This is a genomic window from Pyxidicoccus sp. M6 (assembly GCF_055568925.1).
Genome location: NZ_CM145714.1, coordinates 10,917,666 through 10,942,697 on the forward strand (window position 1 = coordinate 10,917,666; position 25,032 = coordinate 10,942,697).

Consider the following 25,032-nt stretch of genomic DNA (forward strand, 5'->3'; position numbering starts at 1 on the left):
CCAAACGCCTCACCCCGCCACCGGGCGCGAGTCCGCGGTCGCCTCCGCGCAGACCTCGATGCGCGGCTCTCCGCTGGCGGATTCCAGGACGAAGCACTCCACCGGCCCGAACAGCGCGGCCCGCTGCTGGGGCGTGCAGCTGGCCAGGAAGGCCCGCAGGACCCGCGGGTCATAGAATCGGAAGTAGAGCCGCTTGCCTGTCTGCGCTTCCTCCACTTTCAAGAAGTGGCGGAAGTGCCGCCGGACCCCCGGCAGGCTCGCCCGGCTGGTGAGGAATACGCCCCAGCTCTGTCCCCATCCCTCGGCGACCAGCGCTTCCAGGAAGCCGGGCTCGCGAGGCACCGCCATCAGGCTACTTCGGAAAGACATCCTGCCGAATTGCCAGGACGACGTCCCCTTCCTGCGCGGCGGCGACGACGACGACATCATCTTCGAGGACGAAGACGAAGAGGATGACGCGGAGGGGCACTGCATCCGCTGCGGCACCGAGCTGGAGTTGGATCCGGACAGGCCGTATTGCGAGCCCCACTACGCTGTCTGGGCACGCTTCAGCAATCCCGACTACACGGACCGATACTGTCACGGCTGCGGCGATGAACACCCAGCGACGAAGAACAAGCCGTTCTGCCGTGACTGCTACTACGAGCATCGGGACCGCTTCGGACTGTGAGCTCGCGGTAGGGCTCCTCCTGCGACGTTCGGGTCAGGCCATTCCAGGCGTCCCCATCCGCGCGTCCTCGATGACCACGTAGTCCTGCTCACGGAGGACGCGGCAGGTGGGGCCGGCGCGCACGGCATCCAGTGCCTCTGGCAGCACCTCTGGACGCGCCGCGAGGAAGTACGGCACCTCGCCGTCCGCGGTGACGCGCTCCAGCACGCCGGACACCTCGTACAGCGTGGGCGTGCTCAGCTCCGGGTCCTCCTCGAGCTGACTGAACGAGGCCTCCAGCGCGCGCGACATGGCGAGGAAGAGCTGGCGCGCGCGGGCCCAGGTGGCGGGGTGCTCCTGCTGCCGCTCGAAGAGCTCCTCGGACTCGTAGAGGGCCACCGTCGTCAAATCCCTCCGGTGGTAGTTCCACAGCAGCAGCGACACCTCGTGGTGCACGTGCTCCACGGTGTAGCGGAAGTGGATGGCCACGCCCTGCCACGCCTCGGCCTGCGCGAGCGCGTCCTCCACGCTGCGGCATGGCGCGGTGCGCCCCGTCCACACGTGCTGCTGGAGCCGCGCCTCCAGCGCCAGCTCCTCGCAGTCCTCGTCGGTGGGGAGGACACCCTCCGTTTGGAAGACGGGCGCGAGGCGCGCCAGGACATCGGCCCGCGTCAGCGGCAGGGCGGGAAAACGAACGTAGTGGTCCTTCACTTCACGGCTCCCCTCTCCGGGTACCGGTGATGATGACCCAATCCGGCGGCAACCCGAAGGGGCAGGCCGGGGACGACGCGCGCCCGGGCGCGGAGTAAGGTGCCGGCTTTCCGCGCCATGAAGCTCTACGCCATCAGCGACTTGCACCTGCGCCACCCGGACAACAAGCAGGCCCTCCAGGCCCTCCCCGCGCACCCGGAGGACTGGCTCATCGTCGCGGGCGATGTGGGCGAGACGCTGGCGGAGATGGAGCTGATGCTGCGCACCCTCACCGAGCGCTTCCGGCAGGTGCTCTGGGTGCCGGGCAACCACGAGCTGTGGACGATGCCGTCGGAGCAGCCGCCCCTGCGCGGCGAAGCCCGCTACCAGCGGCTGGTGGCGCTGTGCCGCAGCTACGGCGCGCTCACCCCCGAGGACCCCTACCCGCGCTGGCCCGGCGAGGGGCCGCCGCGCGTGCTCGTGCCCATGTTCCTGGGCTACGACTACTCGTTCCGTCCGGACCATGTCCCGGCGGAGCGGGCACTGGAGTGGGCGTGGGAGGAGGACCTGCTGTGCACGGACGAGGTGCTCTTGCACCCGGAGCCCTACCTCAACCGTGCCGCCTGGTGCGCCGCGCGCGTGGAGTCCACGCTGGCGCGCCTGCAGGCACTGCCGGCGGACTGCAGGACGGTGCTCATCAACCACTACCCGCTGCGCTACGAGCACGTGCGCCTGCCGCGCATCCCCCGCTTCTCCATCTGGTGCGGCACGAAGAAGACGGAGGACTGGCACACGCGCTTCCGCGCGGAGGTGGTGGTCTCCGGGCACCTCCACATGCCCGCGACGCTGTGGCGCGACGGCGTGCGCTTCGAGGAGGTGTCGCTGGGCTACCCCATGCAGTGGAAGCACCGCGGCGGCGGAGGTCTGGAGCGCTTCATGCGCGAAATCCTCCCCGGCCCCACCGTCCGGCCGCTCTGAGGCCCGCGGGCCGTCCCTGAAACGCCGAAGCCCCGGGCACCCGCGCGAAGCGGATGACCCGGGGCCCCAACCGGCGCGGCTTTCACCGCGCCGGTGCTTCGGACCTATCGACTACTGGAGGAACGAGGCGATGAAGGCGATGTCCTCGTAGCCGCCCTTCGCGCCGAAGACCTCGATGTAGTACTTGCCGGCCGGCACGTTCAGGAGGTTGCACGTCTCGGACATGTGCTCCTTCACGCTGCGGCAGTCGTAGTCGGACTTCGTCGGGGCGGAGCCGAGCTTCACGTACACGTCGGGGTTGCCGTAGCCCTCACCCGTCGAGACGTACAGGCTGTTCTTGCCGCTGCCCGGCTTGCGCTCCGGCACGTTGATGGTGAACACCGTCGACGAGCCCGCCGCGCCGCTGAAGTACTTGTACGGCACGCCGCTCTGCACCGGGATGTAGCCACCCTTCCAGGTCACCTTCAGCGAGGTGTTGGAGTAGGAGCTGAAGCCACGCAGCATCACATACCAGTCGCCGTGCGAAGGAGCAGCGAAGGCGCAGGTCTCCTCGTTGCCCGAGCGGTACGGACGGCAGTCGTACGTGGTGGTCGTCGGCGCGTTGTTGTAACGGACGTACAGGTCCGCGTCACCCGTGCCACCCGACAGGGTGAACGTCAGGTCGTACGCACCCTCGGGGATGGTCACCTTGTAGTACTTCAGCGAACCGCTGGAGCCGGAGATGCCGGTGATCGGCAGGTCCTTCTCGAGAGGCTCCGTCACCGGGGGAGGAACCGGCACGCCCACGCCCACGGCCTTCCACGCGTTGCTCACCGAGGTGACCGTCGCCGCGTCGTAGCCGAGCTGCGTCGCCGCCTGCTCCGTGGCCGTCTTCGCGGCCTCGAAGTTGGACGACGGCAGGAGCAGGTCCGCGTTCGCCTTGTAGAAGATCTTGGCGGCCTTCTCGATGCCGATGCCGGCGACGACCGTGGTCGTCTTGGCGCGCGGGTGCGTGCCACCCTGCGACAGCAGGTAGAACGCCAGGTTGGAGATACCCGAGCTGTAGTGCACGTCCACGCCCGACGAGTAGTCCGGGTAGTAGTCGAGCGAGTCCCCGTCCAGCGTGGGGTTGTTCATGTAGCGGAGCGCGTCGTTCGGGATGCTCGGCGTCCAGACGTCGTCACCCACCAGCCAGTGACGCGGAGACACCTCACCCTGGCCGTCGCCGTACCACTCGCAGACCGCGCCGAAGATGTCGGAGAGCGACTCGTTGAGGCCGCCGGACTCACCCGAGTAGATGAGGTCCGACTCGTTCTCCGTCACCGCGTGCGTCAGCTCGTGCGCCGTCACGTCCAGCGAGTTCGCCAGGTTGGACGCGTTCACGCCGTCGCCATCGCCGTACACCATCTGGGTGCCGTCCCAGAAGGCGTTGACGTAGTTGTTGCTGTAGTGCACCGAGCTGATCAGCATCGCGCCCGCGTTGTTGATGGAGTCGCGGCCGAACAGCGTGCTGTAGCAGTTGTAGACGGTGCCCAGGTGGTCGTAGTTGGTGTTGACCACCTCGTCAGCCACGGGAGCCCCGCCCTCGACGCGCGCAACCGGGCCAGGCAGCGAGGTGCCGTGGTTGAGGTTGTGCAGGCGGCGGTTGAGCGCCTCCTTGATGGTCGGGATGCGCAGCTGCACGTCGCCGCTCTTCGCGTCGACCAGCAGGATGTCGCGCACGGGCGTGCCGTCCGCCTTCACGCCGGTCTGCAGCACCTTGTACATCAGGCGCAGCTCGTCGCCGTCGCGGAAGTACACCAGCTCCGTGTCGCGGCTGGTGACGAAGCCCTCGAGCGCCTCGCGGTCCGACCCCGCCGAGGACACCGCGGCCTCGGCGTCGATGCCGGGCTTCGCCTCCGCCTTCAGGTCGCTGCGAACGTTGGTGTTCGCCGCGATGACCTGACCGGCGCGCACGTGCAGGCGGAACTCACCACCGAACACCGCGATGCCGTTGTGCACCACGTCGTAGCGGAAGTGGCTGTCGCCCTGCGCGTCCGTGTAGCCCTTCTTGAACACCAGGTCGGCCGGAGCCAGGTGGAACAGCGGAGCCACCGCGTCCACCACCGGAGCCAGCGCGTCCCGGGTCAGGGAGCCCGCACCCGTGGCCGGAATCTCCGGCGCGGCGGCCAGATTTCCCGTGATGAACTTGGCGATACCCGCCGAGTCCTTCTCCACGATGTTCTGGCCACTCTCCAACGCCGCGGTATGGGCGGCCTCCGCGGGCTTGTTGGCCTCGGGAGCAGGGGTGGACTCGTTGCAACCAACAACTACGGAGAGAGCTGCAATTCCGAGTGCCCCACGCACTCGCTTGTTCTGCACCATGTAATCCTCCTAAGCGGAAAGATTAGGAAGCATGGTCGCATAACGGTTACGGCTATTTCAAGGTTGCTCGATTATTTCACTTAGTCACGATCTCTTAAAATCCAAGATATGTAAGTGAAAGCCAAAAATTCCATGGGCTTAGAAGGACCCAGCCGGGTCCGTGGAAACCACTAGAGAACGTGACAGGTCACATCCAGATCGGCGCTTTTTCACGAAGAGATGTGTGGCCGGAAGAACGTTCACGGGGTCCGCGCGCGAGACGGCGAAGAAAAGCGCTCCGGCGCCGCGCCGGAACGACCTCCGTGGCCGGGAAGCAGGAGGCAGGGTCCGCGCGCGCGAGGCCGTGGGAAGGAACGCGTCCGGGCCGCGTCGATGGGGTGCCTTGGGGAGGCACTCTGCATCGCGCGGCCGGCTCATGCGTGGAGAAGGATGACGTCCGAGTGGAGAAGCCGTCTGGTATCAGGCTCGCGCTCTACCTCTGAGCTATCTCCCGTCAGCAAGTCGGGAGAGCCGGACTCGAACCGGCGGCAACGGGCGTTGGTGCGTGTAGGGCCGCTCCGGCCGGACGTCGAAACGTGTGAAAGGCATTGAAGCGCCCGAGGGGTGAAGCCATCAGGTGATGCTCGATCTGCAGTCGAGTGCCTTTACCATTTGGCTATTCCGCCATGTGGTGGCGGAAGTTGGATTCGAACCAACATGAGTGCGTGTAGGGACTCACCAGCCGGGCGCTTCAAAAGGGTGGCTCGGTATCTGGCGGTGCCGCCGTCGACCTTGCCTGCGAGGAGAAGGACGCGCGCGGCGCGCGGGCCCTGACGTGCGCCGCATTTTTCGCGCGATTTCCTTCCTCGCGCGGCGGGCTGTGGCCGCTACTCTAGGGCCCCACCCTGGAGGTAGAGAGACATGCGCGCACTGCAACTGCAGCGGCTGGACGGGCCAGATGGGCTCCAGCTCGTGGACCTTCCCGAGCCCGAGTCGGATGACCAGGTGCTCATCGACGTCGTGGCGGCGGGGGCGAGCTTCCCGGACCTGCTGCTCACCCGCGGGCAGTACCAGATGAAGCCCGCGCTGCCCTTCGTGCCGGGCGTGGAGGTGGCGGGCGTGGTGCGCAAGGCGCCGGCCAACGCGGCGGTGAAGCCGGGGCAGCGGGTGATGGCGTTCAGCTTCGGGCTGGGCGGCTTCGCGGAGGTGGTGGCGATTCCGCCGGAGATGGTGTTCCCCATCCCCGAGCGCTGGAGCTTCGAGCAGGCGGCGGGCGTGGTGATGAACTACCACACGGCCCACTTCGCGCTGCACCGGCGCGGCCGGGTGAAGGCGGGCGAGGCGGTGCTGATTCACGGCGCGGCGGGCGGCGTGGGGACGGCGTCGATTCAGGTGGCGCGTGGCGCGGGCGCGCGCGTGCTCGCCGTCGTGAGCGACGAGCGCAAGGCCGAGGTGGCGCGGAAGGCCGGCGCGCACGAGGTGCTGCTGTCCACCGGTGACTGGCTGGCGCAGGTGCGCGAGAAGACGGGCGGCCTGGGCGCCAACATCGTGCTGGACCCGGTGGGCGGCGACATCTTCGACAAGAGCCTCAAGTGCCTCGCGCCCGAGGGACGGCTGCTGGTGGTGGGCTTCGCGGGCGGCCGCATCCCCGAGGTGCAGGTGAACCGGCTGCTGCTGCGCAACATCGACGTGGTGGGCGTGGCGTGGGGCGGCTTCCTCCTGCACGAGCCGTCGCTGACGCCCACCATCGCCAAGGACCTGGAGGCCATGGCGGACCAGGGCGTGCTGGAGCCGGTGGTGGGCAGCGTCTTCCCGCTGGAGCAGGGCGCCCAGGCGCTGCACGAGCTGGGGTCCCGGAAGGCGACGGGCAAGGTCGTGCTGCGGATGAAGTGAGCCGCGCGCGCGCTCGAAGTCCGCGCGCGAAGGGCTGGCCCGCGTTGTCCCGCGGCGGCAGGAGGAACTGGACCGTGCCCGCGCGCCCGCCGGGCATGCGTCCGGGCGCGAGCGCCCCCTCCCCCGCTGCCGTCCTCCCAGGACGGGCCGCACCTTGGGGCAGGAGGCAACGGCACCATGGCGGACAACCCCATCGACAGGCAGCACCAGCGCGAGCGGGAACAGGAGCGGGAGCGGCTGCGCGAAGAGGAGGAGAAGGACCTGGAGGTGGAGGCCCGCCGGGGGCCCCGGCCATTGGAGGGCTACGCCGGAGGGCACACGACGTGGACGGGCTCGCAGGACGACAAGGCCGCCGCCCGCGTGCATGCCCGCGACGCGGACGAGTCCTGGGAGGCCAGCGAGCGACAGGCACGGCTGGAGCCGGAGCCCGAGTCGCGCAACCCCGACGAGGACGAGGAGGCTCGGAGACGCGGCGAGGAGCCCGTGTCCCAGCGCGAGTAGGCGCGTGCCTGAGGAGCGAGGCACCCACGCGGCGGACTGGTAACGTCCCACGCCGTGCCTCCGTCTTCCCTGCCTCCTCCCGTGACATTGCAACCGGATGAAGCGCGGCGCTACCTCGTGGGCCAGCTCGGGCTGGCGCGCGACACGCTGCCTCCGGGCGCCAGGGGCGTGCGCGCCCTGCTGAAGGCGCTGCGCTGCATCCAGCTCGACCCGCTCGACGTCATCGGCACCAACGCGGACCTCGTGGCGCTGGCGCGCGTGAACGGAATCACTCGCGGCGACGTGTACCGCCACCTGATGCCGGGCCATGCCTTCGAGCACTTCGCCAAGGAGCGCTGCCTGCTGCCCGCCAGCGCCTTCCCCTACTACCGCGAGCGCGCCATCCAGGCACCGTGGTGGCGCCTGCAGGAGCGCCTCAAGCGCGTGCCCGAGGCCGTGCTGCACGCGGTGCTCAAGGAAGTGGAGGAACTGGGCCCGGCCTCCTCGAAGACGCTGACGGACCACGGCCCCGTGGTGCCCATCGACTGGAGCGGCTGGAAGGGCACCAGCCGCGCCACCGCCATGGCGCTGGAGGTGCTGTGGACGCGCTGCCAGGTGGTGGTGTGCGGACGCGCTCCTGGCGGCAAGGTGTACGACGTGCCCCGCCGCGCCCTGCCCCGCCACGCGGACAGCCCGGTGGACGAGAGCTTCGGACGCTGGGCCCTGGTGGAGCGCGTGGAGGCCGCGGGCCTGCTCAGCCGCGTCACCGGGCCGCACTGGTCCACGCTGACCGACGTGCGCACCTCGCCCCTGCCGGACGCGCTGGTGAAGGAGGGCGTGCTGGAGGAGGTGTCCGTGCCGGGCTCGCCGAGGCGCTACCTCGCACCGAGGGGCTTCCGCGCTCGCGAGCTACCGGAGCCGGACGCGCGCATGCGCATCCTCGGGCCGCTGGACCCGGTGCTGTGGGACCGCGCACTGGTGCGCGTGGCCTTCGGCTTCGACTACGTGTGGGAGGTGTACAAGCCCGCCTCGCAGCGGCAGTGGGGCTGGTACGTGTGCCCGCTGCTTCACCGGGGCGCGCTGGTGGGCCGCCTGGAGGCGCGCGTGCGCGAGGACACGCTGCACGTGGACAACCTGTGGCGCGAGAAGGGCGTGAAGCTGGACGACGCGGCGCTCGACGAGGCACTCGCGCGGCACGCGGTGGCGTGCGGTGTGGACCGCGTGCGCAGGCCCCGGGCCCGCGTCGCCTCGTGAGGCGCGGGCTTCAGCCCGTCTCGGGCAGCTCGCGGAGCTCGCGCGCCAGCGTGTCCGCGGCATGGGCGTCGCGCGACACGCCAAAGCGCTGTCGCGAGCAGGCCAGGAGCTGCCCCGCGTAGACGGTGTCCTCCAGCGCGGCCTGGTAGAGGCCCCGCTCCGCGAAGACGCGCGCCCGCTCGTCCACCAGCCGGGCGAGGATGCGCGCCTGCTCCGCGTGCGCGAAGAGGCGCACCACGGAGCGCGCGTCGAAGCACACCAGCGTGTCGAACTCCATGCCGAGCGACAACGTGCACGCCTCGCGGATGCCCTGGAGGCACTCGTCCCACGAGGCCTCCGCTCTCGCACGGGCGATGTCCGGAGCCAGGCGACCGAGCTCACGCACGGCGTTCAACGTGAAGACGTAGCGCAGGACGGGCATGCAGATGGGAACTACACCTCAGCCCCGGGGATTCATCCAGCCCCCCGAGGCGCGCTCCTCCTGCAAACTTCCCGGCTCACGCGATGAAGTCGTGAAAGACGTGAAGCTCTCGGTGGACCGTGCTTCGGCGGACGCGCCAGACTCGTGGCATGCACCTGCCGCGCATCGCGCTGTTCGTCCTGATTCCGTCGCTTGCCGCCCAGGCCGCCGAGTACCGGGTGGGCCCCGGCCAGACCTACACGTCCATCGGCGCGGTGCCCTGGGAGTCGCTCGCGCCCGGGGACACCGTGCTCATCCACGCCCGCTCCACGCCCTACGCGGAGAAGTGGGTGCTGGGCCGCCGGGGCACCGCCGCCGCGCCCATCACCGTGCGTGGCGTGAAGGACGCCGCGGGCAACCTGCCCGTCATCGTCGGTGAAGGCGCCACCACGCGCTCGCAGCTCAACTACTGGGGCGAGGAGCGCGGCATCCTCAAGATTGGCGGCTCCAACTCGCCCGCGGACACGCTGCCCGCGTACCTCGTGGTGGAGAACCTGCACCTGCGCCGCGCTCGCGGTTCCTTCACCGGACGCAACGGCGCCTCCACGTACGCGGCCAACGCCGCCGCCATCTTCATCGAGAAGGGCGAGCACATCACCCTGCGCGGCTGCATCCTCGAGGACAGCGGCAATGGCCTGTTTATCGCCAATGGCACCTCCGACGTCACCGTCGAGGGCAATGACATCCACGGCAACGGCAACGCGGGCAGCATCTACGAGCACAACGCGTACACCGAGTCGCTCGGAATCACATATCAGTTCAATCACTTCGGTCCGCTGTGCTCGGGCTGCCCTGGCAACAACCTGAAGGACCGGTCCGCCGGCACCGTCATCCGCTACAACTGGATTGAGGGCGGCAACCGGCAGTTGGACCTGGTGGAGTCCGACAGCGCCACGCTGCGCGCGGCCCCGTCCTACGCACGGACGTTCGTCTACGGCAACGTGCTGCTGGAGCCGGACGGCGCGGGCAACCGGCAGATTGTCCACTTCGGCGGTGACAACGGCGACACCGCGACGTACCGCCGCAACCTCTACTTCTTCCACAACACCGTGGTGTCCTCGCGCACGGACCGCACCACGCTGCTGCGCCTGTCCGACAACGCGCAGACGGCGTACGTGACGAGCAACGCGGTGGTGGTGACGGCCGGTGGCAACACGCTGTCCCTCACCGACGAGGCGGGCACGCTGCGCCACGGCGGCAACTGGTACAAGCCCGGCTACGTGTCCAGCTTCGGCACCGTCACCGGCGCCGTGGTGGACACCGGCGACAACGTCACCGGCAGCGACCCGGGCTTCGTCAGCCTCGCGGGTCAGGACTTCCACCTGACCAACGCCTCCGCGCTGCGCGGCACGGCGGTGGAGCCTCCCGCCGAGGCCAGCGGCCACCTGGTGGACAGGCAGTACGTGAAGCACACCACCGGAGAGATACGCGCCCGCGTCGAGCCAGCACACATCGGCGCGTTCGGAGACCCACCAGCGCCTGGAGCGGAAGGGCCGGATGCGGGGACTCCTCCGGATGCCGGTACCGCGGATGCCGGTACCGCGGATGCCGGAGCTTCCGACGCGGGCACGGGCTCGCAGGCCGATGCGAGCATCATGCCCGAACCCCCTCAACCGGATGGAGATGACGACGGCGGCTGTGCGTCCACCGGCGCGGGCTTCGCCGGACCGCTGGGCCTGATGCTCCTCGCGGCGTTGGGTGCAAGGCGCAGAGCTCGGGCCGACTGAGACGCGCGGGGCGGGCGCCGCGCTTCCGTGCGGCCCCGCCCCTGTTCTCACGCCTTCGCGAACGTGGCCCACCACGAGGGCGGGTCGATTCGCGTCAGCTTCTTGTCGGGCCCCAGGAAGAAGCGATTGGTGGGCTTGTCGAGCACGTACCGCGGCTCCACCATCTCCGGGTCCCAGGTGGCGTCCTCACGGCTGAAGACGGCCTCGTAGACGAACTCGGAGGCGACGCTGCCCGTGCCGCTCTTGCGCCGCTGGGTGAAGGCGGCCACCGTGACCTGACGCAAGGTGGGCGCGGCCATGAAGACGGTCCGCGTCACCAGCATCCCCAGGCCCGCCACCAGGCGCAGGTAGTCCAGGTTGCGCTCCTCCTTCTTGCGCTTGCCCTTCGTCTCCATCGCCCCGTCCCACCGCATGCGCTGCTCATCCTCGTCGAAGACGTCGTCGATTTCGGGCAGGTCCAGCGCGATGAGCACGCGCTCCGCGTCCTCGAAGAGGAACTCGCACTTCGACTCGCAGGGCAGTTCCAGGGCCTCCAATTCGCGCTGCACGGAGTCCAGGACGGCCTCGGGCTCGCCGGCCACGACCCTGCGGGTCCACTCCACCCGCTCGCGCTCCTTCTCCGCCCAGGTGGCGTGCTCCGCGTGGGCGGCGAGCGCCTCTCGCCAGTACTCGGGCCACTGCTCCTTGAAGCGCGCCTCGGCGAGGCGGCGCGTCTCCCGGCGCCAGGGCCCGGTGACCATCCACACGAAGAACACGTATCCGACGAGTCCCGCCACCCTCGCCCCGTTCATCCCCAGGGAGTCCTTCAACGAGGCACCGATGCCGCCGAACACACAGGGGAACAGCAGGAGGGAGAGGAGGATGCGCTTCCACTTCCCCCAGCTCCGCTCACTTCGGACCTGTGCGTCCACGGCCTTCCGGAAGGCCACCTCGTCATCGACCTCGTGCGTCTCGCGAGGAGGTTTCCCGTCGAAGGGCCGCTCGACGAGCAGCTCCGAGTAGTCCTTCGGAAGCTCCGGCATCTTCTGCCAGCAGGTCTCGTCGTGGAAGCCCGTCCCCGTCCCCTCGCGCGCTTCGATGTTGGCCCTTCGCTGCCGCTGCTCCCGCAGCAGCTTCGCGTGCTCGGGGCGCCATTCCTCCGGCGCGGGCAGCACCAGCTCATTGGAACGGTCGCGGTGGAACGCGGCCCACTGCTTCCGGATGCGCGGCGGGTGCCGTGGCGCTTCTTCCTCATGCTCCTTCGCGCCGGACGTCAGGTCGACGCTCCGGCGAGACTCGAATCCCATCGCTCTCGAGCTCCCCAAGGACGGCCCGCGCTCTCCCCCGGAGGACCATCCTCCGAGCCCCCTGCGCCAGGCGCCATCCGCGCGCAGCATCAACGCTCGCGTTCGCGGAGGAAAGCGGATTGCGGCACACTCGCGCGAGGAGGCGCTTCATGACACACGCAGGCCCCCCCAGTGCGCGCTCGCAGTGGAATTCCCGCTTCTCCGTGCAGGAGTACGTGTACGGGACGGAGCCCAACGACTTCCTCGCGGAAGCCGCCGCGGCGCTGCCCCCCGTGCCCGTGCACGTGCTCAGCCTCGGTGAGGGTGAGGGGCGCAATGCCGTGTTCCTCGCGTCGCTCGGCTACCGGGTGACGGCGGTGGACGCGTCGGACGTGGGGCTGCGCAAGGCCGAGCGACTGGCGGCGGAGCACGGCGTCTCCGTGGAGACGGTGGTCAGCGACCTGGCGGACTTCCACTTCGCGCCGGGCGCGTGGGACGCCATCATCTCCATCTTCTGCCACCTGCCCATGCCGCTGCGCCGGCAGGTGCACCGGGCCGCGGTCGCGAGCCTGCGGCCCGGGGGCTTGCTGATTCTGGAGGCGTACACGCCGGCCCAGCTCGCCATGCACACGGGCGGGCCTCCCGTGCGCGAGCTGCTCTACACCGCCGAGGAGCTGCGCGAGGACTTCGAGGGACTGGAGCTGTCCACCCTGCGCGAGCGGGAGCGGGACGTGCTGGAGGGGAAGCTCCACACGGGCCGAGCCGCGGTGGTGCAGGTGCTGGGGCGCAAGCCCATCGGCTGAGCGCCCTCGCGAGACTCCTTCCGGGCACACCGTCGTGGTGACGACAACTCCCGGGGTGGGCGCCTTCGCCTGAGCACCCGGCCGCGAAGGCGCGCGGGAGCGGTGATAGGCTGCCGCGCCGAGACGTCCATGCACACCGACTCCCGCCTTCCCGACGCCGTGTCTCACGTGCTGGAGGACGCGAAGTGAAAGACCTCGACGCCATCCTCCGCGCCCGGCAGCGGGCTCGCGGTCCGCTGGTGCTGGCCACCGTCGTCGCCGTGTCCGGCTCGTCATACCGGAAGCCCGGAGCCCGCATGCTGATGGGCGAGGACGGGTGGCTGGCCGGTGGTGTGAGCGGCGGATGCCTGGAGTCCGACATCGTCCGCAAGGCCTTCTTCTGGACGAGCACCGGGCCCCGGCTCCTGCGCTACGACTCCACCGGAGACAACGCCGAGGACGAGGGCGGCCTGTCATTCGCGCTCGGGTGCAACGGCGTGGTGGACGTGCTGCTGGAGCGTTGTGAAGGCGGGGCCGAGGAGGCGCTCACCTTCGCCGCCGAGCAGCGGCAGGCGGGACGCCGCGCGGTGGTGGCCACGGTGTACCGGGGGCCCGCGAATGCGGTGGGCTCGCGGCTGCGGGTTCGCGAGGACGGCTCGGCGGAGGGAGATTTGTCCGGCGCGCTGCGCGACGCCGTGCACGAGGCCGCTCGCGAGGCGCTGGAGGCGGGACGGACGTGGAGCGGGCCGTGCGGAGGCGCGGACGTGCTCGTGGAGGTGGTGGAGCCGCCGCACCCGCTGGTGCTCTTCGGCAGCGGCTTCGACGTGGCGCCCGTGGTGTCGCAGGCCGCGAGCCTCGGCTGGCAGGTCACCGTCGTGGCGGACCGGCCCGCGGAGACGCTGCGGCGCAGGTTCCCCCTCGCACACGCGGTGGTATCGGCGAAGGCTCGCGACGCGGTGGACGCGCTGACGCTGTCGCCGCGCACGCTCGCGGTGCTGATGACGCACAGCCTGCCCATGGACCGTGAGCTGCTGCCCCGGCTGTTGCCGAAGACGCTGCGCTACCTCGGAGTGCTCGGGCCCCGCTCGCGCACGGAGCGGCTGCTCGAGGAGCTGTCCCCCACACCGACGGCCGCGCAGTTGGAGAAGCTTCACGCGCCGGTGGGCCTGGACCTGGGCGCGGAGGGCGCGGAGGAGATTGCGCTGTCCATCGTCGCCGAGCTGCAAGCCGTGGTGTCGGAGCGCGAGGGCGGCAAGCTGCGCGAGCGGCGGGCACCCATCCACTCCGTGGCGCCGCCTCCGGCTCGGAAGCTGGCGTGAGGGCGGGAGACATCCGTCTGACGGTTGAAGGCCCCTCTCTGCTGGCCACCCTCATCGCTCGGAGGCGCATGTGACGGTCGGCGTCGTGCTACTGGCGGCCGGCGGCTCGTCGCGGCTGGGCCGTCCGAAGCAACTGCTACTCCATCAAGGCAAGACGCTGGTGCGTCGTGCCGCGGAGACGGCCATCGTAGCGAAGTGCGGCCCCGTGGTGGTCGTCCTCGGTGCGCACCGTGAGGCCGTGGCCGCCGAGCTCACCGGCCTGTCCGTGCAACTCGTGGAGCATGCGGACTGGGCCTCGGGCCCGGGTGGCTCGCTCGTCGCGGGCGTGCGCGCGCTCTCGGGGACATCCTCCGTGGACGCCGTGCTCATCATGCTGTGCGACCAGCTCCGCGTGGACTCCGCGCACCTCGAGACGCTGGTGGACACGTGGGAGCGCACGGGCTCGGCCGTGGTGGCGTCCTCGTACGACGGCACCCGGGGCGTGCCCGCGCTGTTCGCCCGCGCCATGTTCCCCGAGCTCGAAGCCCTCACTCCCGAGCAGGGCGCTCGCGGCGTCATCGCCCGTGATTCCGCTCGCGTGACGGAAGTCCCCCTGCCCGGTGGGGGTGAGGACGTGGACACCGTGGCGGACCTCGCGCGCTTGCGGTGAGCCGCGCCTTTATTCTCCGGCCGTCGCGCCTCGCGGGCCGGTGATTGCCCAGCAGGCGGACTGGCGACGCGTCCCCGGCCACCCGTTGCCGCATGGCGTTGACGTCCCAGTCTTCCCGTGGACCCGCGAGCCCCGTGCGCCGCGGGCCCCACGTGACACCGCCACGACACCCGGCCTGAACCGTCACCGTCACGTGACACGCACGCGCACGCTCGAAGGAGATGCACGCCATGGCGTACAGGGACTACGAGAATCGTCGCTACCTCGGAGACGACCGGGACCGCTGGGGAGTCCGCGAGCGGGACTTCGACGACAGCGGCTACCGCGGCAGTGAACCGGGGCCGAGACAGGAGCGTGGCCCGTGGCAGGGCGGGCAGGGGTACATGGGCAGCGGCTTCAACCGCGGCTACGAGGATTACGGCCGCAACATGCGCGAGGACTCCAGCCGCTACCTGGGCCGCGACCCGGAGCGCGACTACAACCCCGGCTACAACCGGGACTACAACTCCGGTTACAACTACAACCCGGGAGTCAACTTCCAGGGCAATCCCAACCACTTCGGCCGCACGCAAGGCTTCACCGGCAATGACGGGAACGCCCGCCCGGGCTACGGGCAGTACAGCGTGCCGGGCACCTTCGGCGGCGGCGGGTCCGACAGGGACCTCGGCTACGACAGGGGCCAGGACCGCGGCTTCGGCACCTACGTGGCGAGGGACAGGAACGACGGGCTCCACCTGCGCCGGGACATGGACGAGCGCGGCCCCTTCGAGCGGTTCGGAGACAGGGTCCGCGAGGGCGTGCGCAAGCTGGGCAAGAGCCCCAAGGCGTACACGCGCTCGGATGACCGCATCCGCGAGGACATCTACGACCGGCTGATGCACGGGTGGGTGAACGCGGAGAACGTGGAGGTCCAGGTGAAGAGCGGCGAAGTCACGCTGACGGGCCTGGTCGAGGAGCGCCGCGACAAGCGCATCATCGAGGACCTCATCGAGGACGTGCTCGGCGTGAAGGACGTCCACAACCACCTCAAGGTGGGCCACACCGACACGCTCGGCGCCAACGCCACGACGCCCGGGGCCACGGGCACCACCAAGGTCCCCCGCGTGTAGTCACACGCTCCGAGTCACCGGCGGCGCTCCGGAGTGACATCCGGAGCGCCGTCACCTGTTCACTGCTCCGGAGACGACCTCCGGCGTTCGTCTCCCTGGCGGCCCCGGGGCGTGGCCGCATAGGGTGGCGCCCATGGAGAGTCGCGCCACATTGGTGTTCACCGACGGTGCCTGTTCCGGCAACCCCGGCCCTGGAGGCTGGGGCGTCATCATCGTCACGCCCGACGGTCAGGTGACGGAGCTGGGAGGCCACGAGGAGGAGACCACCAACAACCGCATGGAGCTCACCGGCGCGGGCAAGGCGCTGCGCCACCTGGAGCGCGCGCCGGGGCCGCTGCACATCTACACGGACTCCACCTACGTCATCCAGGGCATCACCAAGTGGGCCTTCGGCTGGGCGAAGCGCGGGTGGAAGACCGCCGAGGGCGGCGACGTGGCCAACGCCGCGTACTGGAAGCGACTCATGGCCCTGCTCGCCGAGCGCAAGAAGACCTTCTCCGGCGAGGAGGCCGCCGTCGAATGGAAGTACCTCCGGGGCCACTCGGGCATCCCCGCCAACGAGCGCGTGGACGAAATCGCCGTCGCGTACTCCAAGCGCAAGACGCCCCTGCTCTACTCCGGCCCGCTGCAGAGCTACGGCGTCGCGGTGATGGACCTCCCCGAGGACACGTCCATCCCCGAGAAGTCGCCCGGCGAGCGCTCCAGCTCCAACAAGAAGGCGTACTCCTACCTGAGCGAGGTGGGCCGCGCCGTGAAGCGCCACTCCACCTGGGCCGCGTGCGAGCGCCGCGTGAAGGGAGTCCCGGGCGCCCGCTTCAAGAAGACGCGGAGCGCCCAGGAGGAGGCGCAGGTGCTGCAGGAGTGGGGCGTGAAGCCCCAGGACGTCCAGGCGGAGGACTGAGCTACTTCTTCAGCGGGAAGTAGCCCACCTTGGTGACGATGGCCTGGCCCTCGGGCGAGAGCGCGAAGTCGATGAACGTCTTCGCCTGTCCGCCAGGCTCGCCGCGCGTGTAGAAGAACAGGTCGCGGCTGAGCGGGTAGCGGCCGGACTGGATGTTCTCCTCGGACGGCGCCACCTCGTCGCTGCCCACCTTCACGGCCAGCTCGCGGATGCCCTTGCCGTAGGCCGCGCCGCCGAAGCCGATGCCCCACTTCTCCTTGGACACCGCGTTCACCACGGCGGCCGTGCCCGGCAACGTCAGCGCCTCGGGGGTGAAGTCCTCGCCCTTCAGCACCTCGTCCTTCACGAAGACGTAGGTGCCCGACGAGTTCTCACGCGAGTAGACGACGATGGGCGCGTCCGGGCCGCCCACGTCCTTCCAGTTCTTCACGTCGCCCAGGTAGATGGCCTGGAGCTGGTCCAGGCTGAGCGCGCGCAGCGGGTTGGCCTCGTTGACGTAGAAGGTGACGCCGTCACGCGCCACCGCCGTCGCCTTCGCCTCCACCTTGTGACGGGCCTGCACCTGCTGCGACTCGGCCGGCTTGATGGGGCGGCTGGACATGGCGATTTCGGTGGTGCCGTTGAGCAGCGCCGCGATGCCCGTGCCCGAGCCGCCGCCCGTCACCTGGATGCGCTGCTCCGGGTGCGCCTTCATGAAGGCCTCGGCCCACTGCTGGCCGAGGATGACCATGGTGTCGCTGCCCTTGATGGTGAGCGCGTTGCCACCCGGCTTCGGCGCGCTCGCCTCGGACTTCGCCTCGCCCGCCGCCGGCTCCTTGTCGCCGCCCTTGCAGCCGATGACGAGGGCGCACAGCGCGAGGGTACACAGGGAGGCAAGGATGTTCTTCATGCGCGACTCCGGAGATGGGGGACGTGGCATGGCGCCCCAAGCGCGGCGCCAGCGTCGCGACAATCCCATGCCCCCGTCGAAGTGGAACCCGGAATCCGGCGTCCGTCCGGTCCGCGACGTCCGCGCCTCAGGCGAGGGGCGGCAGGTGCTCCAGCAGCCGCTCCAGGTCGGGCTGGAGCTCGTCGGGCATGGCGCTGGCCAGCTCCTCGTGGGAGTGGGTGCCCCACGTCACGGCGTAGGTGCGCAGGCCCGCGGCCTGGCCCGCGCGCAAATCCAGGGTGGTGTCGCCCACCATCCACAGCCCTTTCGTGCCCAGCGCGGCCAGGGCGTGGTGCAGCACGTCCGGCGCGGGCTTGTGCGGGAAGCCGTCCGTGCCCTGCACGTGGTGCAGCAGCCCGCCCAGGCCCAGGGCGTCCACGAAGCGCCGAGCGATGTCGCCGCGCTTGGTGGTGGCCACGGACAGCAGGTAGCCCCGCTCGCGCAGGGTGCGCAGCACACGCTCCACGCCGGGAAAGGGGCGTGAGCGGTTGAGGAAGTTGCGCGGGTAGTGCTCGCGGTACACCGCGCACAGGGTCGTCACATGCTCCGGGGCGAAGCGCGAGTACATGGCGTCCAGCGGCTGGCCGATGAGGGCTCGCACCTCCGCGTGCGCGGGCGCCGGCAGCCCCAGGTGTGCGAAGCCGTAGAGGAAGCTGTCGATGATGTCCGGCAGCGAGTCCACCAGTGTGCCGTCGAGGTCGAAGAGGATTCCGCGGGGGTCAGCAGGGCTCACGCGCTGTTCCATACGCCCTCCGTCCCCCGCATGCACGGGGTTGTGCGCATTCCCCCAGTACGTCCGGCCTCGCCGGACGTTGTCCCTCCCAGCAGGGACGCACCGCTCCGGGCGGGCGTCACCCAAAGGGGGGGAGAACCAATGCCACGAGGCGCGCGGACGTCAGAAGGATTCTGGGTGGCTCCGGAAGTGCCGGGGCTGGAATTGCACCAGACGGCCCACACCCGGTGGTCCTCGCCCAAGCACTCACATGACGTCTTCTCCCTCGTGGCCTACGACGCGGGGGCGCATGCCATGCAACTGCAGGGGCAGCGCGTCGTGGCCTCGACGGGCAGCCTGCTGGCCATCGCCCCCGGGGAGATGCACGAAGGCCGGGCCGTGGACGCGAACATCGGGTGGGCCTACCGCATCCTCTACGTCCCGCCCGAGCTCCTCACTCGCGCGGCCGAGGAGGCGGGTGCGTCCCCCGGGACGCTGCCCGGCTTCGCCTCTCCCATGCTCCAGGACGCGGAGCTGCTGGCGTCCTTCACCGTCGCGTTCGAGGCCCTGAAGGACGCCGCGGCCTCGGGGCTGGAGCGCGAGGAGCGGCTGCTCGGGTTGCTGGTGACACTGCTGCGGCGCCACGCGGGCCTGACCCGGCGGGGACGGCGCACTCCGGTGAGTACTCCGGGCGTGCGCCGGGCGCGCGAGATGCTGGAAGCGGACCCCACGCGCAACATCACCCTCGAGGAACTGGCGAGCGCCGCCGGGCTCAGCCCGTGGCACCTGGTGCGCGCCTTCCACCGGCAGCTCGGACAGACGCCGCAGGTGTACCAGCGCTCGCTCCGCCTCCGCCGCGCGCAGGAGCTGCTGGCTGGGACGCTGCCCATGGCCGAGGTGGCGCTCGCCAGCGGCTTCACGGACCAGAGCCACCTCATCAAGCACTTCGGCCGCACGCTGGGCCTCACGCCCGGGGCCTACCGGGCCGCGGCCCACGCGGGGCGCGCACAGCGCAAGCCCGTACAATACGGGGCCGCCGCGGCCCTCTAACTTGGAACCCTCACTTCAGGAGGGTCCACACATGAGGGGCGACATCATCGCAGTGGCAGTGCTCACCGGCTGGCTCGCGGGCTGCGTGGGGGAGGAGCCCACCGTCGCCGAGGAGACGCCGGACACGGCGCAGTCCGAGGACACGCTCGACGCGCAGGCCCTGGGCCACGGCGCCGTCGTGCTCCCGCCGCATGCGCGCGTGCGCGGCCGCACCGTGACGGAGTGGGCGAAGGAGTGGTACCGCTGGCACTTCCGCGTCCCCGCGGACCGCAGCCCCATGCTGATACTGGACCAGGACTGCGCCGAGGAGCAGGACGGCCCCGTCTTCTTCGTGCCCGTCTATGACCTCGACACCACGTTCCAGCGCACCTGCCGCGTCCCGAGGAACAAGCCGGTGCTGGTGCCGCTGTGGGTCATCATCAACGACTACCCCTGCCCCGACCCGTCCTTCGAGCCCGCGCCGGGTCAGACGCTGGAGGACTTCCTCCGCCTGGGCGCCATCGACTTCAACAACGGCACGCAGGACCTCGTCGTCACCATCGACGGCCGGCGCATCGACGTGCGCCGCCACCGCCACACCAGCGGCCTCTTCACCTTCGACGCGGACCCGAGCCTCGTGGGGAAGATTCCCGACCCGTGCCTCGTCGGCGGCGAGCAGCGCGGCGTGACGGATGGCTGGTGGCTGATGCTCCACCTCGCGCCGGGCGAGCACGTGGTCAATGTCCGCGCCCTCGCTCCCTTCGGCGCGCCCATCGACTACACGTATACGCTGCGCGTCGGACGCTGACGCATCGTCCCCGTGCGACACGGCCCGCCCCGGACACATTCCGGAGCGGGCCGTGGTGCTTTGCGCTTCACGAGGAAGCTACTTGTCGGTGGCGTCCTCGACCTTGTCGCCCGCGGACTCGACGGCGTCGCCCGTCTTGTCGGCCGCCTTCTCCGCGGCGTCCTCGGTCTTGTCGGCCGCCTTCTCCACCGCGTCACCCGTCTTGTCCGCGGCCTGCTCCATGTCGTCCTTGGCGCTCTCGCGGGTGTTGCGATGGCAGCCCACGCCCAGCACCAGCGCGCCCAGCGCCATGGCCAGCAGCGTCTTCCTCTGCATTCCGTCCTCCCTGTGCAAGGCCCCGGGGCGCGGGGCCCCGGAGTCCGAACGTGCGCGGGAAGATAGTCACGACCTTCCAGGTGCCAAGGGAGCCCGAGCTACCGCCGCGCGCGCACGCGGGGCTTCTCGAAGTCGTCGAACTTGGACGGGAAGTGGCTCAGGTCCGTGTCCGTGTTCTGCGCCACCGGGTTGTGGCAGCCGAAGCAGCCCGCCTTGTCCGCGTTGGAGAGGGACGAGCCGTTCGGGTCATACGCCGTGGAGCCCGTCTGGAGGTACGTCTCCAGCGTGGTGTTGGCCAGGTGCGGGAAGCCCACTGCCGTCTTCTCCGGCACGCCCTGCTTGGGCTGCTGGAAGGTCTGAATCCAGAAGTCGCTGTTGGGGGACTGGGTGCCCTTCGTCCACAGCGTGCCGATGAGCTGGTAGTTCTTCCAGACGCCCGTGAGCTGCGGCCGGAACGTGGCATTGAGGCAGGACACGTTGCCGCCGCTGTTCGCGTTCGGGTCGTCGTTGGACGAGCTCACCACGGCGCAGTTGGCGTTGCTGGCGCCGCCCGCGGGCAGCGCGTCCGTGCGGCAGATGTTCACCTGCTTGAAGCCCGAGCCAGCATGCGGGTCCAGGTTGCACTGCGGGCTCGCCGGGGTGACGCCGCACGTCTGCGACGACATGACGCCCGCGGGCACGGTGGCCGGGTTGAAGAACGACCAGGGCGTGCCCAGCGGCGAGTTCTGATTGATGGGCGTGCTGGAGCCGGGGTTGCAGTCCGGCGTGTTGGCGATGTGCTCGAACGAGGCCCAGACCCACTCGCCATGCGTCGGCGTCTTCTGCGCGATGTGCAGGCCCACGAGGCCCAGGTTGGTGCCGGCGCAGTACATGACGGTGGAGGGACAGTCGTTGTTGGGGAACTGCCGCCACGCCGTCTTGATTTCGATGGAGCCCAGGTTGGCGCTGGTGCCGTCTCCCCACGGCAGCCAGAACTGCTGCGGGTTGGTGCAGTCCGAGAAGGGCGGGCTTCCCGCATCCGGCTGACAGAAGGCGTAGTAGCCCGCCTGCGTGTAGTAGCCGGCGCTCACGACGGCGTCGTAGAGCGACGGGTTGAAGCGGATGTCGTAGAGCACCGTCTGCCCGGCCACGTCGACGAGCGCGTCCTGCCCCGCGCCGGCCTGCTTCTGGTCGAGCATCGCGACCTCGAGCGTCGTCGTGCCGCCGGGGAAGGCGCCCGGCGCCGGCGAGCCGTCCGGCTTCAGCAGGTTGTACCAGGGCGCCCAGGACAGGAAGCGGGGCTTGGTGGGCGTGACGGGGTCGTTCCCGTCCTCGACGATTTGCGTCAGGTAGAGGAACTGGTTCCACGCGAAGGTGTGGAAGTCACAGAAGGACTGCTCGGGCAGCGGCACGTCGCCGAGGGGCTGCGGGTTGGCGACGCTGATTTTCGCCCCGGTGCTGAAGACGCCGTTGCAGAGCGTCTGCGGATTCGTGCCGGCATCAACCTGCGGCGAGGGCGAGGGCTCGGAGTCCTTGCAGTGGAGGGACAGGGCGCCCAGTGTCGCCACGACGAGCGTGGACCTCAGGGACGGCCGGGTACGGGCGTGGATGCGCATCGCGTCTCTCTTGGGGAAGGGGTGTGGCCGGCGCGATTGCAGGGCCGGTGCCAGGACGCCTCCACCGCGTGCTCCACTCGGACGTCGCGCGTGGCTCGCGCGGCGCGGGCCTGAGGCTGCGTCACGTGGATACGCGGATGCGTCCGGGGCGGACGGAAGGGCCGGGAATGCCGGCTGGGATTCCGGTGTCGATGTGCCCGATATCCCCACGCGCGGAGGCGGACACGGTGAGACAGGTCTTCCGGACGGGTGCGCTCGTCGTGATGCTGGTGGCCCTCCGTGCTTCCGCCGCCGCGCAGGCGCCGGACGGTGGGCCCCTGACACCGGAGCAGGAGTCGGCCATCACCCGCGCCGTCGAGGACGAGCTACGCGAGACGGGCGCACCGGGCGCCGCCGTCGCCGTGGTGCGGGGCGGACAGACGGTGTACCTGCGGGCCTTCGGCGTGCGCAGCAGCGAGGAGCGCACGCCCGTCACCCCGGACACGCTGTTCCGCCTGGGCTCCACCACGAAGATGCTCACCTCGCTGGCGGTGCTCGACGCGGCGGCGAAGGGACGGCTCGGGCTGGACGTCCCGGTGCGGACGTACGTGAAGGACCTGAACCCGGCGCTGGGGAAGGTGACGCTGCGCCAGCTCCTCTCGCACACGGCGGGCATGCGCGAGGCGTCCCCCTCCGTGCAGACGAAGGACGACGAGGGGCTGGCGCGAATGGTGCGCGGCTGGAAGGGCGACTACCTCTTCACGACTCCGGGAGATGTCTTCTCGTACAGCGGCCCCGGGTACTGGCTGGCGGGACTGGTGCTGGAGCGCGTCCACGGCAAGCCCTACGCGGACACGATGCGCGAGGTGCTCTTCCAACCGCTGGGCATGGAGCGCGCCACGCTGCGCCCGCTGGAGGCCATCACCTCCGACTTCTCACAGGGGCACGAGGAGGACGGTGGTGCGCTCAAGGTGGTGCGGCCCATGGCGGAGAACACGGCCATGTACCCGGCGGGCTCGGCGTACTCCTCGGCGCGCGAGCTGGCGCGCTTCGCCTCCGTGCTGATGCGGGGTGGACTGGACGGTGAGCGGCGCGTGCTGCCCGAGGCCTCCGTGCGCGACTTCTTCACGGCGCAGGTGCCGCTGCCCGGCGCGGGGCCGGAGGAGGCACGCTATGGCTTCGGCCTGGTGCGGCTGAAGCTGGGAGGGACGGAGGTGTTCGAGCACGGCGGCGTGCGCCGGGGATATGGCTCGCACTTCCGCTTCGTGCCGGAGCGTCAGGGCGCCATCCTCCTGCTCACCAACAAGAACGGCGTGACGCTGCGCAAGTCGCTGGACGTCATCTCGCGCACCGTCTTCGGGTTGCCGGCCCCACCCGCTCCGCTCCCGGATGACCCGCCGCTCACCGCCGTGGAGGCGGAGCGCTATACGGGGACGTATACCCACGCGGACCTCGTGCGCTTCGGCGTGTCGTGGGATGGGAAGCAGCTCGTGCTGACCACGGATTCGGCGAAGCCGCTCCAGCGCGCGCGGCAGGACAGCTTCCGCACGGAGGACGGGCAGGAGCTGGTGTTCGTCTTCAAGCCGGGACAGGCGAAGGCGCGCTACCTGCACATGGACCTGCTGACGGCGGTGCGCTCCGGGAAGTGACGCGTCAGGGAAGCGTCTCGGGGAGTCGGGGCCCCGCTTGCGCCAACCACTTGCGTGCCTTCTCCACTTCGGCGTCGAACCAGCCGGAGGCGTTCGCGTCCTCCACCTCCGCCCAGGTGAATCCCGGGCCTTCCGACGGAGGCAGCGGGTGTTCCCTCTGCCAGCGCGCGGCCATCGCGCGAGCCAGGTCCGACTGGCTCCGGGACAGCGCCACCGCGAGCATCAGCGCGCCCGCCTCGCGGTCCGATTCCTGGAGGGCCGCCGCCAGCTCGTGGTGACACCAGGGACGGTCGATGACGAAGAGCGCGGCCGTGACGAGCTGCCGCGAGGCGGGCACGGAGGAACGCAGCGCCAGCCGGACCAACTCGCGCGCGTGCTCGTGCGCATACTCCAGCGCGAGCAGCGCGAAGTCTCCGATGAATGGGTTGCCGCCGTACCCCTTCACCGGGTCCACCCGTGCGAAGGCGAGCATCGCCGCGAGCACACGCTCCCGCTCGAGGTTCCGCCTGAGGAGGTACTTCGCGGCGGCGTGCATGGGATAGGGGTGGTGCTCGCTGGGGGACAGCCGCTGCAACGCGAGGCGGAGCACGGCCTCGCTGCCCGCGGCCCCTGGCATTGCGTCCAGGCGCTCCACCGCGGCCCCCGTCGAGGAAGACACCGGACCTTCGATGACGCGCGTGCAGGCGCGGACCTGCTCCTCGTCCGTCGAGAGCCCCCGCAGGGCCGCGAGGGCATCCTTGGCCGTCCCGGGCGTCCCGGCGTGCGCGAGGAGCCAGTCGCGACGGGAGCGGCGCATGGCCTCGGCCTTCTCCTGGAACACCTCGCCGCCCGGGCGAGCGGCCAGCGCCTCGAAGTCGCGCAGGTGCGCCAAGCACCGCGTGGTGGCTTCGTCGCTCGACAGGTCCAGCGTCGCGGCGGCCTCCGCGAGCGCCTCCAGGCCAGGCGGGAGCCGAAAGGTGTTCGACAGCTCGGGCCGCCCGAAGAGCCCTCCGGCGCGCAGGTCGTCGATGGCGTCCACCATCAGCGAGGCACCGGGCAGGAGCGCACGGAGGCGGGACTCGGGCAGCGCGGGCGCGGTGAGTGACTGGATTCGCTGCGCGAAGAAGTACGCGTCGATGGTCGCGCCCTCCTCGTCGAGGAAGTCCATGTCGATGAGTTCGCCCGGGCCCTCGAAGTAGCAGCCGCTGCCATGGAAGCAGTACCGCCAGCCCGCGTACCCCGGCACGTCTCCTTCGTCCTCCTCGAGCCCGCGTCCGGTGATGCGCTCCCTCACCATCCGCAGCATCCAGCGCTGCCGGCTCACCTGCCGCAGCAGGCACAACAGGAGCCAGCCATGCGCCACCGGCGGCACGTCCTCCCGCAGGAGCGCCGCCGCCGTGGGCGCGGGTTCCTCCGACACCGCGGCACGCACCGCCGCCTCGAGCCGCTGCACACTCTTCGAGTCCCTCACCCCTGCATCCTCGGCGCGCCTTCGCGCGGCTCCAGGGTCTTCGACTCGAAGCGCATGTCCGCCATGCGCCGTGCTTAACACGCCCGGTG

23 protein-coding genes and 1 tRNA gene are annotated in these 25,032 nt (G+C 70.3%); 13 read left to right on the top strand and 11 right to left on the bottom strand.

Features of this window, described 5'->3' with window-relative positions; genetic code table 11:
* Positions 1 to 9: 9 nt before the first annotated feature.
* Both ACVTJA_RS42755 and ACVTJA_RS42760 read right to left on the bottom strand, forming a co-directional pair.
* Entirely contained in the window at positions 10 to 348 is a 339-nt protein-coding gene (locus ACVTJA_RS42755; protein ID WP_465829337.1) for a DUF4123 domain-containing protein, read from the bottom strand.
* A gap of 355 nt (positions 349 to 703) precedes the next feature.
* Positions 704 to 1,360 (bottom strand): hypothetical protein, encoded by a 657-nt coding sequence (locus ACVTJA_RS42760; protein ID WP_465829339.1) that lies wholly within the window; start codon positions 1,358 to 1,360, stop codon positions 704 to 706.
* 117 nt (positions 1,361 to 1,477) lie between these two features.
* Here ACVTJA_RS42760 and ACVTJA_RS42765 point away from each other — a divergent pair, with 117 nt between their 5' ends.
* A complete protein-coding gene (locus ACVTJA_RS42765) occupies positions 1,478 to 2,317 on the top strand; it encodes a metallophosphoesterase family protein (protein ID WP_465829340.1) in 840 nt (279 codons plus the stop codon).
* A 111-nt stretch (positions 2,318 to 2,428) separates the two neighbouring features.
* Here the strand turns inward: ACVTJA_RS42765 and ACVTJA_RS42770 are convergent, their stop codons facing one another.
* Positions 2,429 to 4,660: a M4 family metallopeptidase gene (locus ACVTJA_RS42770; protein ID WP_465829342.1), complete on the bottom strand. Its 2,232-nt coding sequence runs from the start codon at positions 4,658 to 4,660 to the stop codon at positions 2,429 to 2,431.
* A 501-nt stretch (positions 4,661 to 5,161) separates the two neighbouring features.
* Positions 5,162 to 5,323, bottom strand: a tRNA-Cys gene (locus tag ACVTJA_RS42775).
* Between the two features lie 237 nt (positions 5,324 to 5,560).
* Between ACVTJA_RS42775 and ACVTJA_RS42780 the strand changes: the two genes are divergently transcribed.
* The 3 genes from ACVTJA_RS42780 to ACVTJA_RS42790 all read left to right on the top strand — a co-directional run bounded on the left by ACVTJA_RS42780 (position 5,561) and on the right by ACVTJA_RS42790 (position 8,266).
* Positions 5,561 to 6,532 carry an NADPH:quinone oxidoreductase family protein gene (locus ACVTJA_RS42780; RefSeq protein ID WP_465829344.1) on the top strand — a complete coding sequence of 324 codons (972 nt, stop codon included), beginning with the start codon at positions 5,561 to 5,563 and terminating at the stop codon, positions 6,530 to 6,532.
* Positions 6,533 to 6,709: 177 nt separating this feature from the next.
* A complete protein-coding gene (locus ACVTJA_RS42785; RefSeq protein ID WP_465829346.1) occupies positions 6,710 to 7,033 on the top strand; it encodes a hypothetical protein in 324 nt (107 codons plus the stop codon).
* 54 nt (positions 7,034 to 7,087) lie between these two features.
* Positions 7,088 to 8,266 (top strand): DNA glycosylase AlkZ-like family protein, encoded by a 1,179-nt coding sequence (locus ACVTJA_RS42790; RefSeq protein WP_465829348.1) that lies wholly within the window; start codon positions 7,088 to 7,090, stop codon positions 8,264 to 8,266.
* Positions 8,267 to 8,276: 10 nt separating this feature from the next.
* Here ACVTJA_RS42790 and ACVTJA_RS42795 read toward each other — a convergent pair whose 3' ends face one another.
* A complete protein-coding gene (locus tag ACVTJA_RS42795) occupies positions 8,277 to 8,687 on the bottom strand; it encodes a hypothetical protein (protein WP_465829349.1) in 411 nt (136 codons plus the stop codon).
* Positions 8,688 to 8,836: 149 nt separating this feature from the next.
* On the opposite strand from ACVTJA_RS42795, the gene ACVTJA_RS42800 reads away from it, so the two are divergent.
* Positions 8,837 to 10,453, top strand: coding sequence for an MYXO-CTERM sorting domain-containing protein (locus ACVTJA_RS42800; protein ID WP_465829351.1), 1,617 nt, complete (start codon positions 8,837 to 8,839; stop codon positions 10,451 to 10,453).
* 47 nt (positions 10,454 to 10,500) lie between these two features.
* Here the strand turns inward: ACVTJA_RS42800 and ACVTJA_RS42805 are convergent, their stop codons facing one another.
* A complete protein-coding gene (locus ACVTJA_RS42805; RefSeq protein WP_465829353.1) occupies positions 10,501 to 11,739 on the bottom strand; it encodes a hypothetical protein in 1,239 nt (412 codons plus the stop codon).
* 149 nt (positions 11,740 to 11,888) lie between these two features.
* Between ACVTJA_RS42805 and ACVTJA_RS42810 the strand changes: the two genes are divergently transcribed.
* The 5 genes from ACVTJA_RS42810 (at position 11,889) to ACVTJA_RS42830 (ending at position 16,478) form a co-directional block, all read left to right on the top strand.
* Complete coding sequence (locus tag ACVTJA_RS42810) at positions 11,889 to 12,521, top strand: class I SAM-dependent methyltransferase (RefSeq protein ID WP_465829355.1); 633 nt, start codon at positions 11,889 to 11,891, stop codon at positions 12,519 to 12,521.
* A gap of 185 nt (positions 12,522 to 12,706) precedes the next feature.
* Entirely contained in the window at positions 12,707 to 13,819 is a 1,113-nt protein-coding gene (locus ACVTJA_RS42815) for an XdhC family protein (protein WP_465829357.1), read from the top strand.
* A 70-nt stretch (positions 13,820 to 13,889) separates the two neighbouring features.
* Complete coding sequence (locus ACVTJA_RS42820; protein WP_465829358.1) at positions 13,890 to 14,468, top strand: nucleotidyltransferase family protein; 579 nt, start codon at positions 13,890 to 13,892, stop codon at positions 14,466 to 14,468.
* Positions 14,469 to 14,698: 230 nt separating this feature from the next.
* Positions 14,699 to 15,577, top strand: coding sequence for a BON domain-containing protein (locus ACVTJA_RS42825; protein WP_465829360.1), 879 nt, complete (start codon positions 14,699 to 14,701; stop codon positions 15,575 to 15,577).
* A 133-nt stretch (positions 15,578 to 15,710) separates the two neighbouring features.
* Positions 15,711 to 16,478: a ribonuclease H1 domain-containing protein gene (locus ACVTJA_RS42830; RefSeq protein ID WP_465829362.1), complete on the top strand. Its 768-nt coding sequence runs from the start codon at positions 15,711 to 15,713 to the stop codon at positions 16,476 to 16,478.
* Between the two features lies 1 nt (position 16,479).
* Here ACVTJA_RS42830 and ACVTJA_RS42835 read toward each other — a convergent pair whose 3' ends face one another.
* Both ACVTJA_RS42835 and ACVTJA_RS42840 read right to left on the bottom strand, forming a co-directional pair.
* Entirely contained in the window at positions 16,480 to 17,367 is an 888-nt protein-coding gene (locus tag ACVTJA_RS42835) for a phosphate ABC transporter substrate-binding protein (protein ID WP_465829363.1), read from the bottom strand.
* Between the two features lie 127 nt (positions 17,368 to 17,494).
* Positions 17,495 to 18,151 (bottom strand): HAD family hydrolase, encoded by a 657-nt coding sequence (locus tag ACVTJA_RS42840; protein WP_465829364.1) that lies wholly within the window; start codon positions 18,149 to 18,151, stop codon positions 17,495 to 17,497.
* Positions 18,152 to 18,316: 165 nt separating this feature from the next.
* On the opposite strand from ACVTJA_RS42840, the gene ACVTJA_RS42845 reads away from it, so the two are divergent.
* Both ACVTJA_RS42845 and ACVTJA_RS42850 read left to right on the top strand, forming a co-directional pair.
* Positions 18,317 to 19,168: an AraC family transcriptional regulator gene (locus tag ACVTJA_RS42845; RefSeq protein ID WP_465829366.1), complete on the top strand. Its 852-nt coding sequence runs from the start codon at positions 18,317 to 18,319 to the stop codon at positions 19,166 to 19,168.
* Between the two features lie 31 nt (positions 19,169 to 19,199).
* A complete protein-coding gene (locus ACVTJA_RS42850) occupies positions 19,200 to 19,955 on the top strand; it encodes a hypothetical protein (RefSeq protein ID WP_465829368.1) in 756 nt (251 codons plus the stop codon).
* 78 nt (positions 19,956 to 20,033) lie between these two features.
* Here the strand turns inward: ACVTJA_RS42850 and ACVTJA_RS42855 are convergent, their stop codons facing one another.
* Both ACVTJA_RS42855 and ACVTJA_RS42860 read right to left on the bottom strand, forming a co-directional pair.
* Positions 20,034 to 20,270 carry a YtxH domain-containing protein gene (locus ACVTJA_RS42855; protein WP_465829370.1) on the bottom strand — a complete coding sequence of 79 codons (237 nt, stop codon included), beginning with the start codon at positions 20,268 to 20,270 and terminating at the stop codon, positions 20,034 to 20,036.
* A 98-nt stretch (positions 20,271 to 20,368) separates the two neighbouring features.
* Positions 20,369 to 21,865, bottom strand: coding sequence for a hypothetical protein (locus tag ACVTJA_RS42860; RefSeq protein ID WP_465829371.1), 1,497 nt, complete (start codon positions 21,863 to 21,865; stop codon positions 20,369 to 20,371).
* 227 nt (positions 21,866 to 22,092) lie between these two features.
* Here ACVTJA_RS42860 and ACVTJA_RS42865 point away from each other — a divergent pair, with 227 nt between their 5' ends.
* Positions 22,093 to 23,493 carry a serine hydrolase domain-containing protein gene (locus tag ACVTJA_RS42865; RefSeq protein WP_465829372.1) on the top strand — a complete coding sequence of 467 codons (1,401 nt, stop codon included), beginning with the start codon at positions 22,093 to 22,095 and terminating at the stop codon, positions 23,491 to 23,493.
* Positions 23,494 to 23,497: 4 nt separating this feature from the next.
* Here the strand turns inward: ACVTJA_RS42865 and ACVTJA_RS42870 are convergent, their stop codons facing one another.
* The gene (locus tag ACVTJA_RS42870) at positions 23,498 to 24,943 is read right to left on the bottom strand and encodes a DUF6896 domain-containing protein (protein WP_465829374.1); all 1,446 of its coding nucleotides are present in this window, start codon (positions 24,941 to 24,943) and stop codon (positions 23,498 to 23,500) included.
* Positions 24,944 to 25,032: the final 89 nt, after the last annotated feature.

What these genes read in the sequence shown, in the direction of transcription:
- ACVTJA_RS42810 (WP_465829355.1), top strand. Translation starts at nt 11,889, where the DNA reads ATGACACACGCAGGCCCCCCCAGTGCGCGCTCGCAGTGGAATTCCCGC.
- ACVTJA_RS42755 (WP_465829337.1), bottom strand. Translation starts at nt 348, where the DNA reads ATGGCGGTGCCTCGCGAGCCCGGCTTCCTGGAAGCGCTGGTCGCCGAG.
- ACVTJA_RS42855 (WP_465829370.1), bottom strand. Translation starts at nt 20,270, where the DNA reads ATGCAGAGGAAGACGCTGCTGGCCATGGCGCTGGGCGCGCTGGTGCTG.
- ACVTJA_RS42785 (WP_465829346.1), top strand. Translation starts at nt 6,710, where the DNA reads ATGGCGGACAACCCCATCGACAGGCAGCACCAGCGCGAGCGGGAACAG.
- ACVTJA_RS42805 (WP_465829353.1), bottom strand. Translation starts at nt 11,739, where the DNA reads ATGGGATTCGAGTCTCGCCGGAGCGTCGACCTGACGTCCGGCGCGAAG.
- ACVTJA_RS42780 (WP_465829344.1), top strand. Translation starts at nt 5,561, where the DNA reads ATGCGCGCACTGCAACTGCAGCGGCTGGACGGGCCAGATGGGCTCCAG.
- ACVTJA_RS42800 (WP_465829351.1), top strand. Translation starts at nt 8,837, where the DNA reads ATGCACCTGCCGCGCATCGCGCTGTTCGTCCTGATTCCGTCGCTTGCC.
- ACVTJA_RS42840 (WP_465829364.1), bottom strand. Translation starts at nt 18,151, where the DNA reads ATGGAACAGCGCGTGAGCCCTGCTGACCCCCGCGGAATCCTCTTCGAC.
- ACVTJA_RS42850 (WP_465829368.1), top strand. Translation starts at nt 19,200, where the DNA reads ATGAGGGGCGACATCATCGCAGTGGCAGTGCTCACCGGCTGGCTCGCG.
- ACVTJA_RS42830 (WP_465829362.1), top strand. Translation starts at nt 15,711, where the DNA reads ATGGAGAGTCGCGCCACATTGGTGTTCACCGACGGTGCCTGTTCCGGC.
- ACVTJA_RS42795 (WP_465829349.1), bottom strand. Translation starts at nt 8,687, where the DNA reads ATGCCCGTCCTGCGCTACGTCTTCACGTTGAACGCCGTGCGTGAGCTC.
- ACVTJA_RS42860 (WP_465829371.1), bottom strand. Translation starts at nt 21,865, where the DNA reads ATGCGCATCCACGCCCGTACCCGGCCGTCCCTGAGGTCCACGCTCGTC.
- ACVTJA_RS42835 (WP_465829363.1), bottom strand. Translation starts at nt 17,367, where the DNA reads ATGAAGAACATCCTTGCCTCCCTGTGTACCCTCGCGCTGTGCGCCCTC.
- ACVTJA_RS42825 (WP_465829360.1), top strand. Translation starts at nt 14,699, where the DNA reads ATGGCGTACAGGGACTACGAGAATCGTCGCTACCTCGGAGACGACCGG.
- ACVTJA_RS42765 (WP_465829340.1), top strand. Translation starts at nt 1,478, where the DNA reads ATGAAGCTCTACGCCATCAGCGACTTGCACCTGCGCCACCCGGACAAC.
- ACVTJA_RS42770 (WP_465829342.1), bottom strand. Translation starts at nt 4,660, where the DNA reads ATGGTGCAGAACAAGCGAGTGCGTGGGGCACTCGGAATTGCAGCTCTC.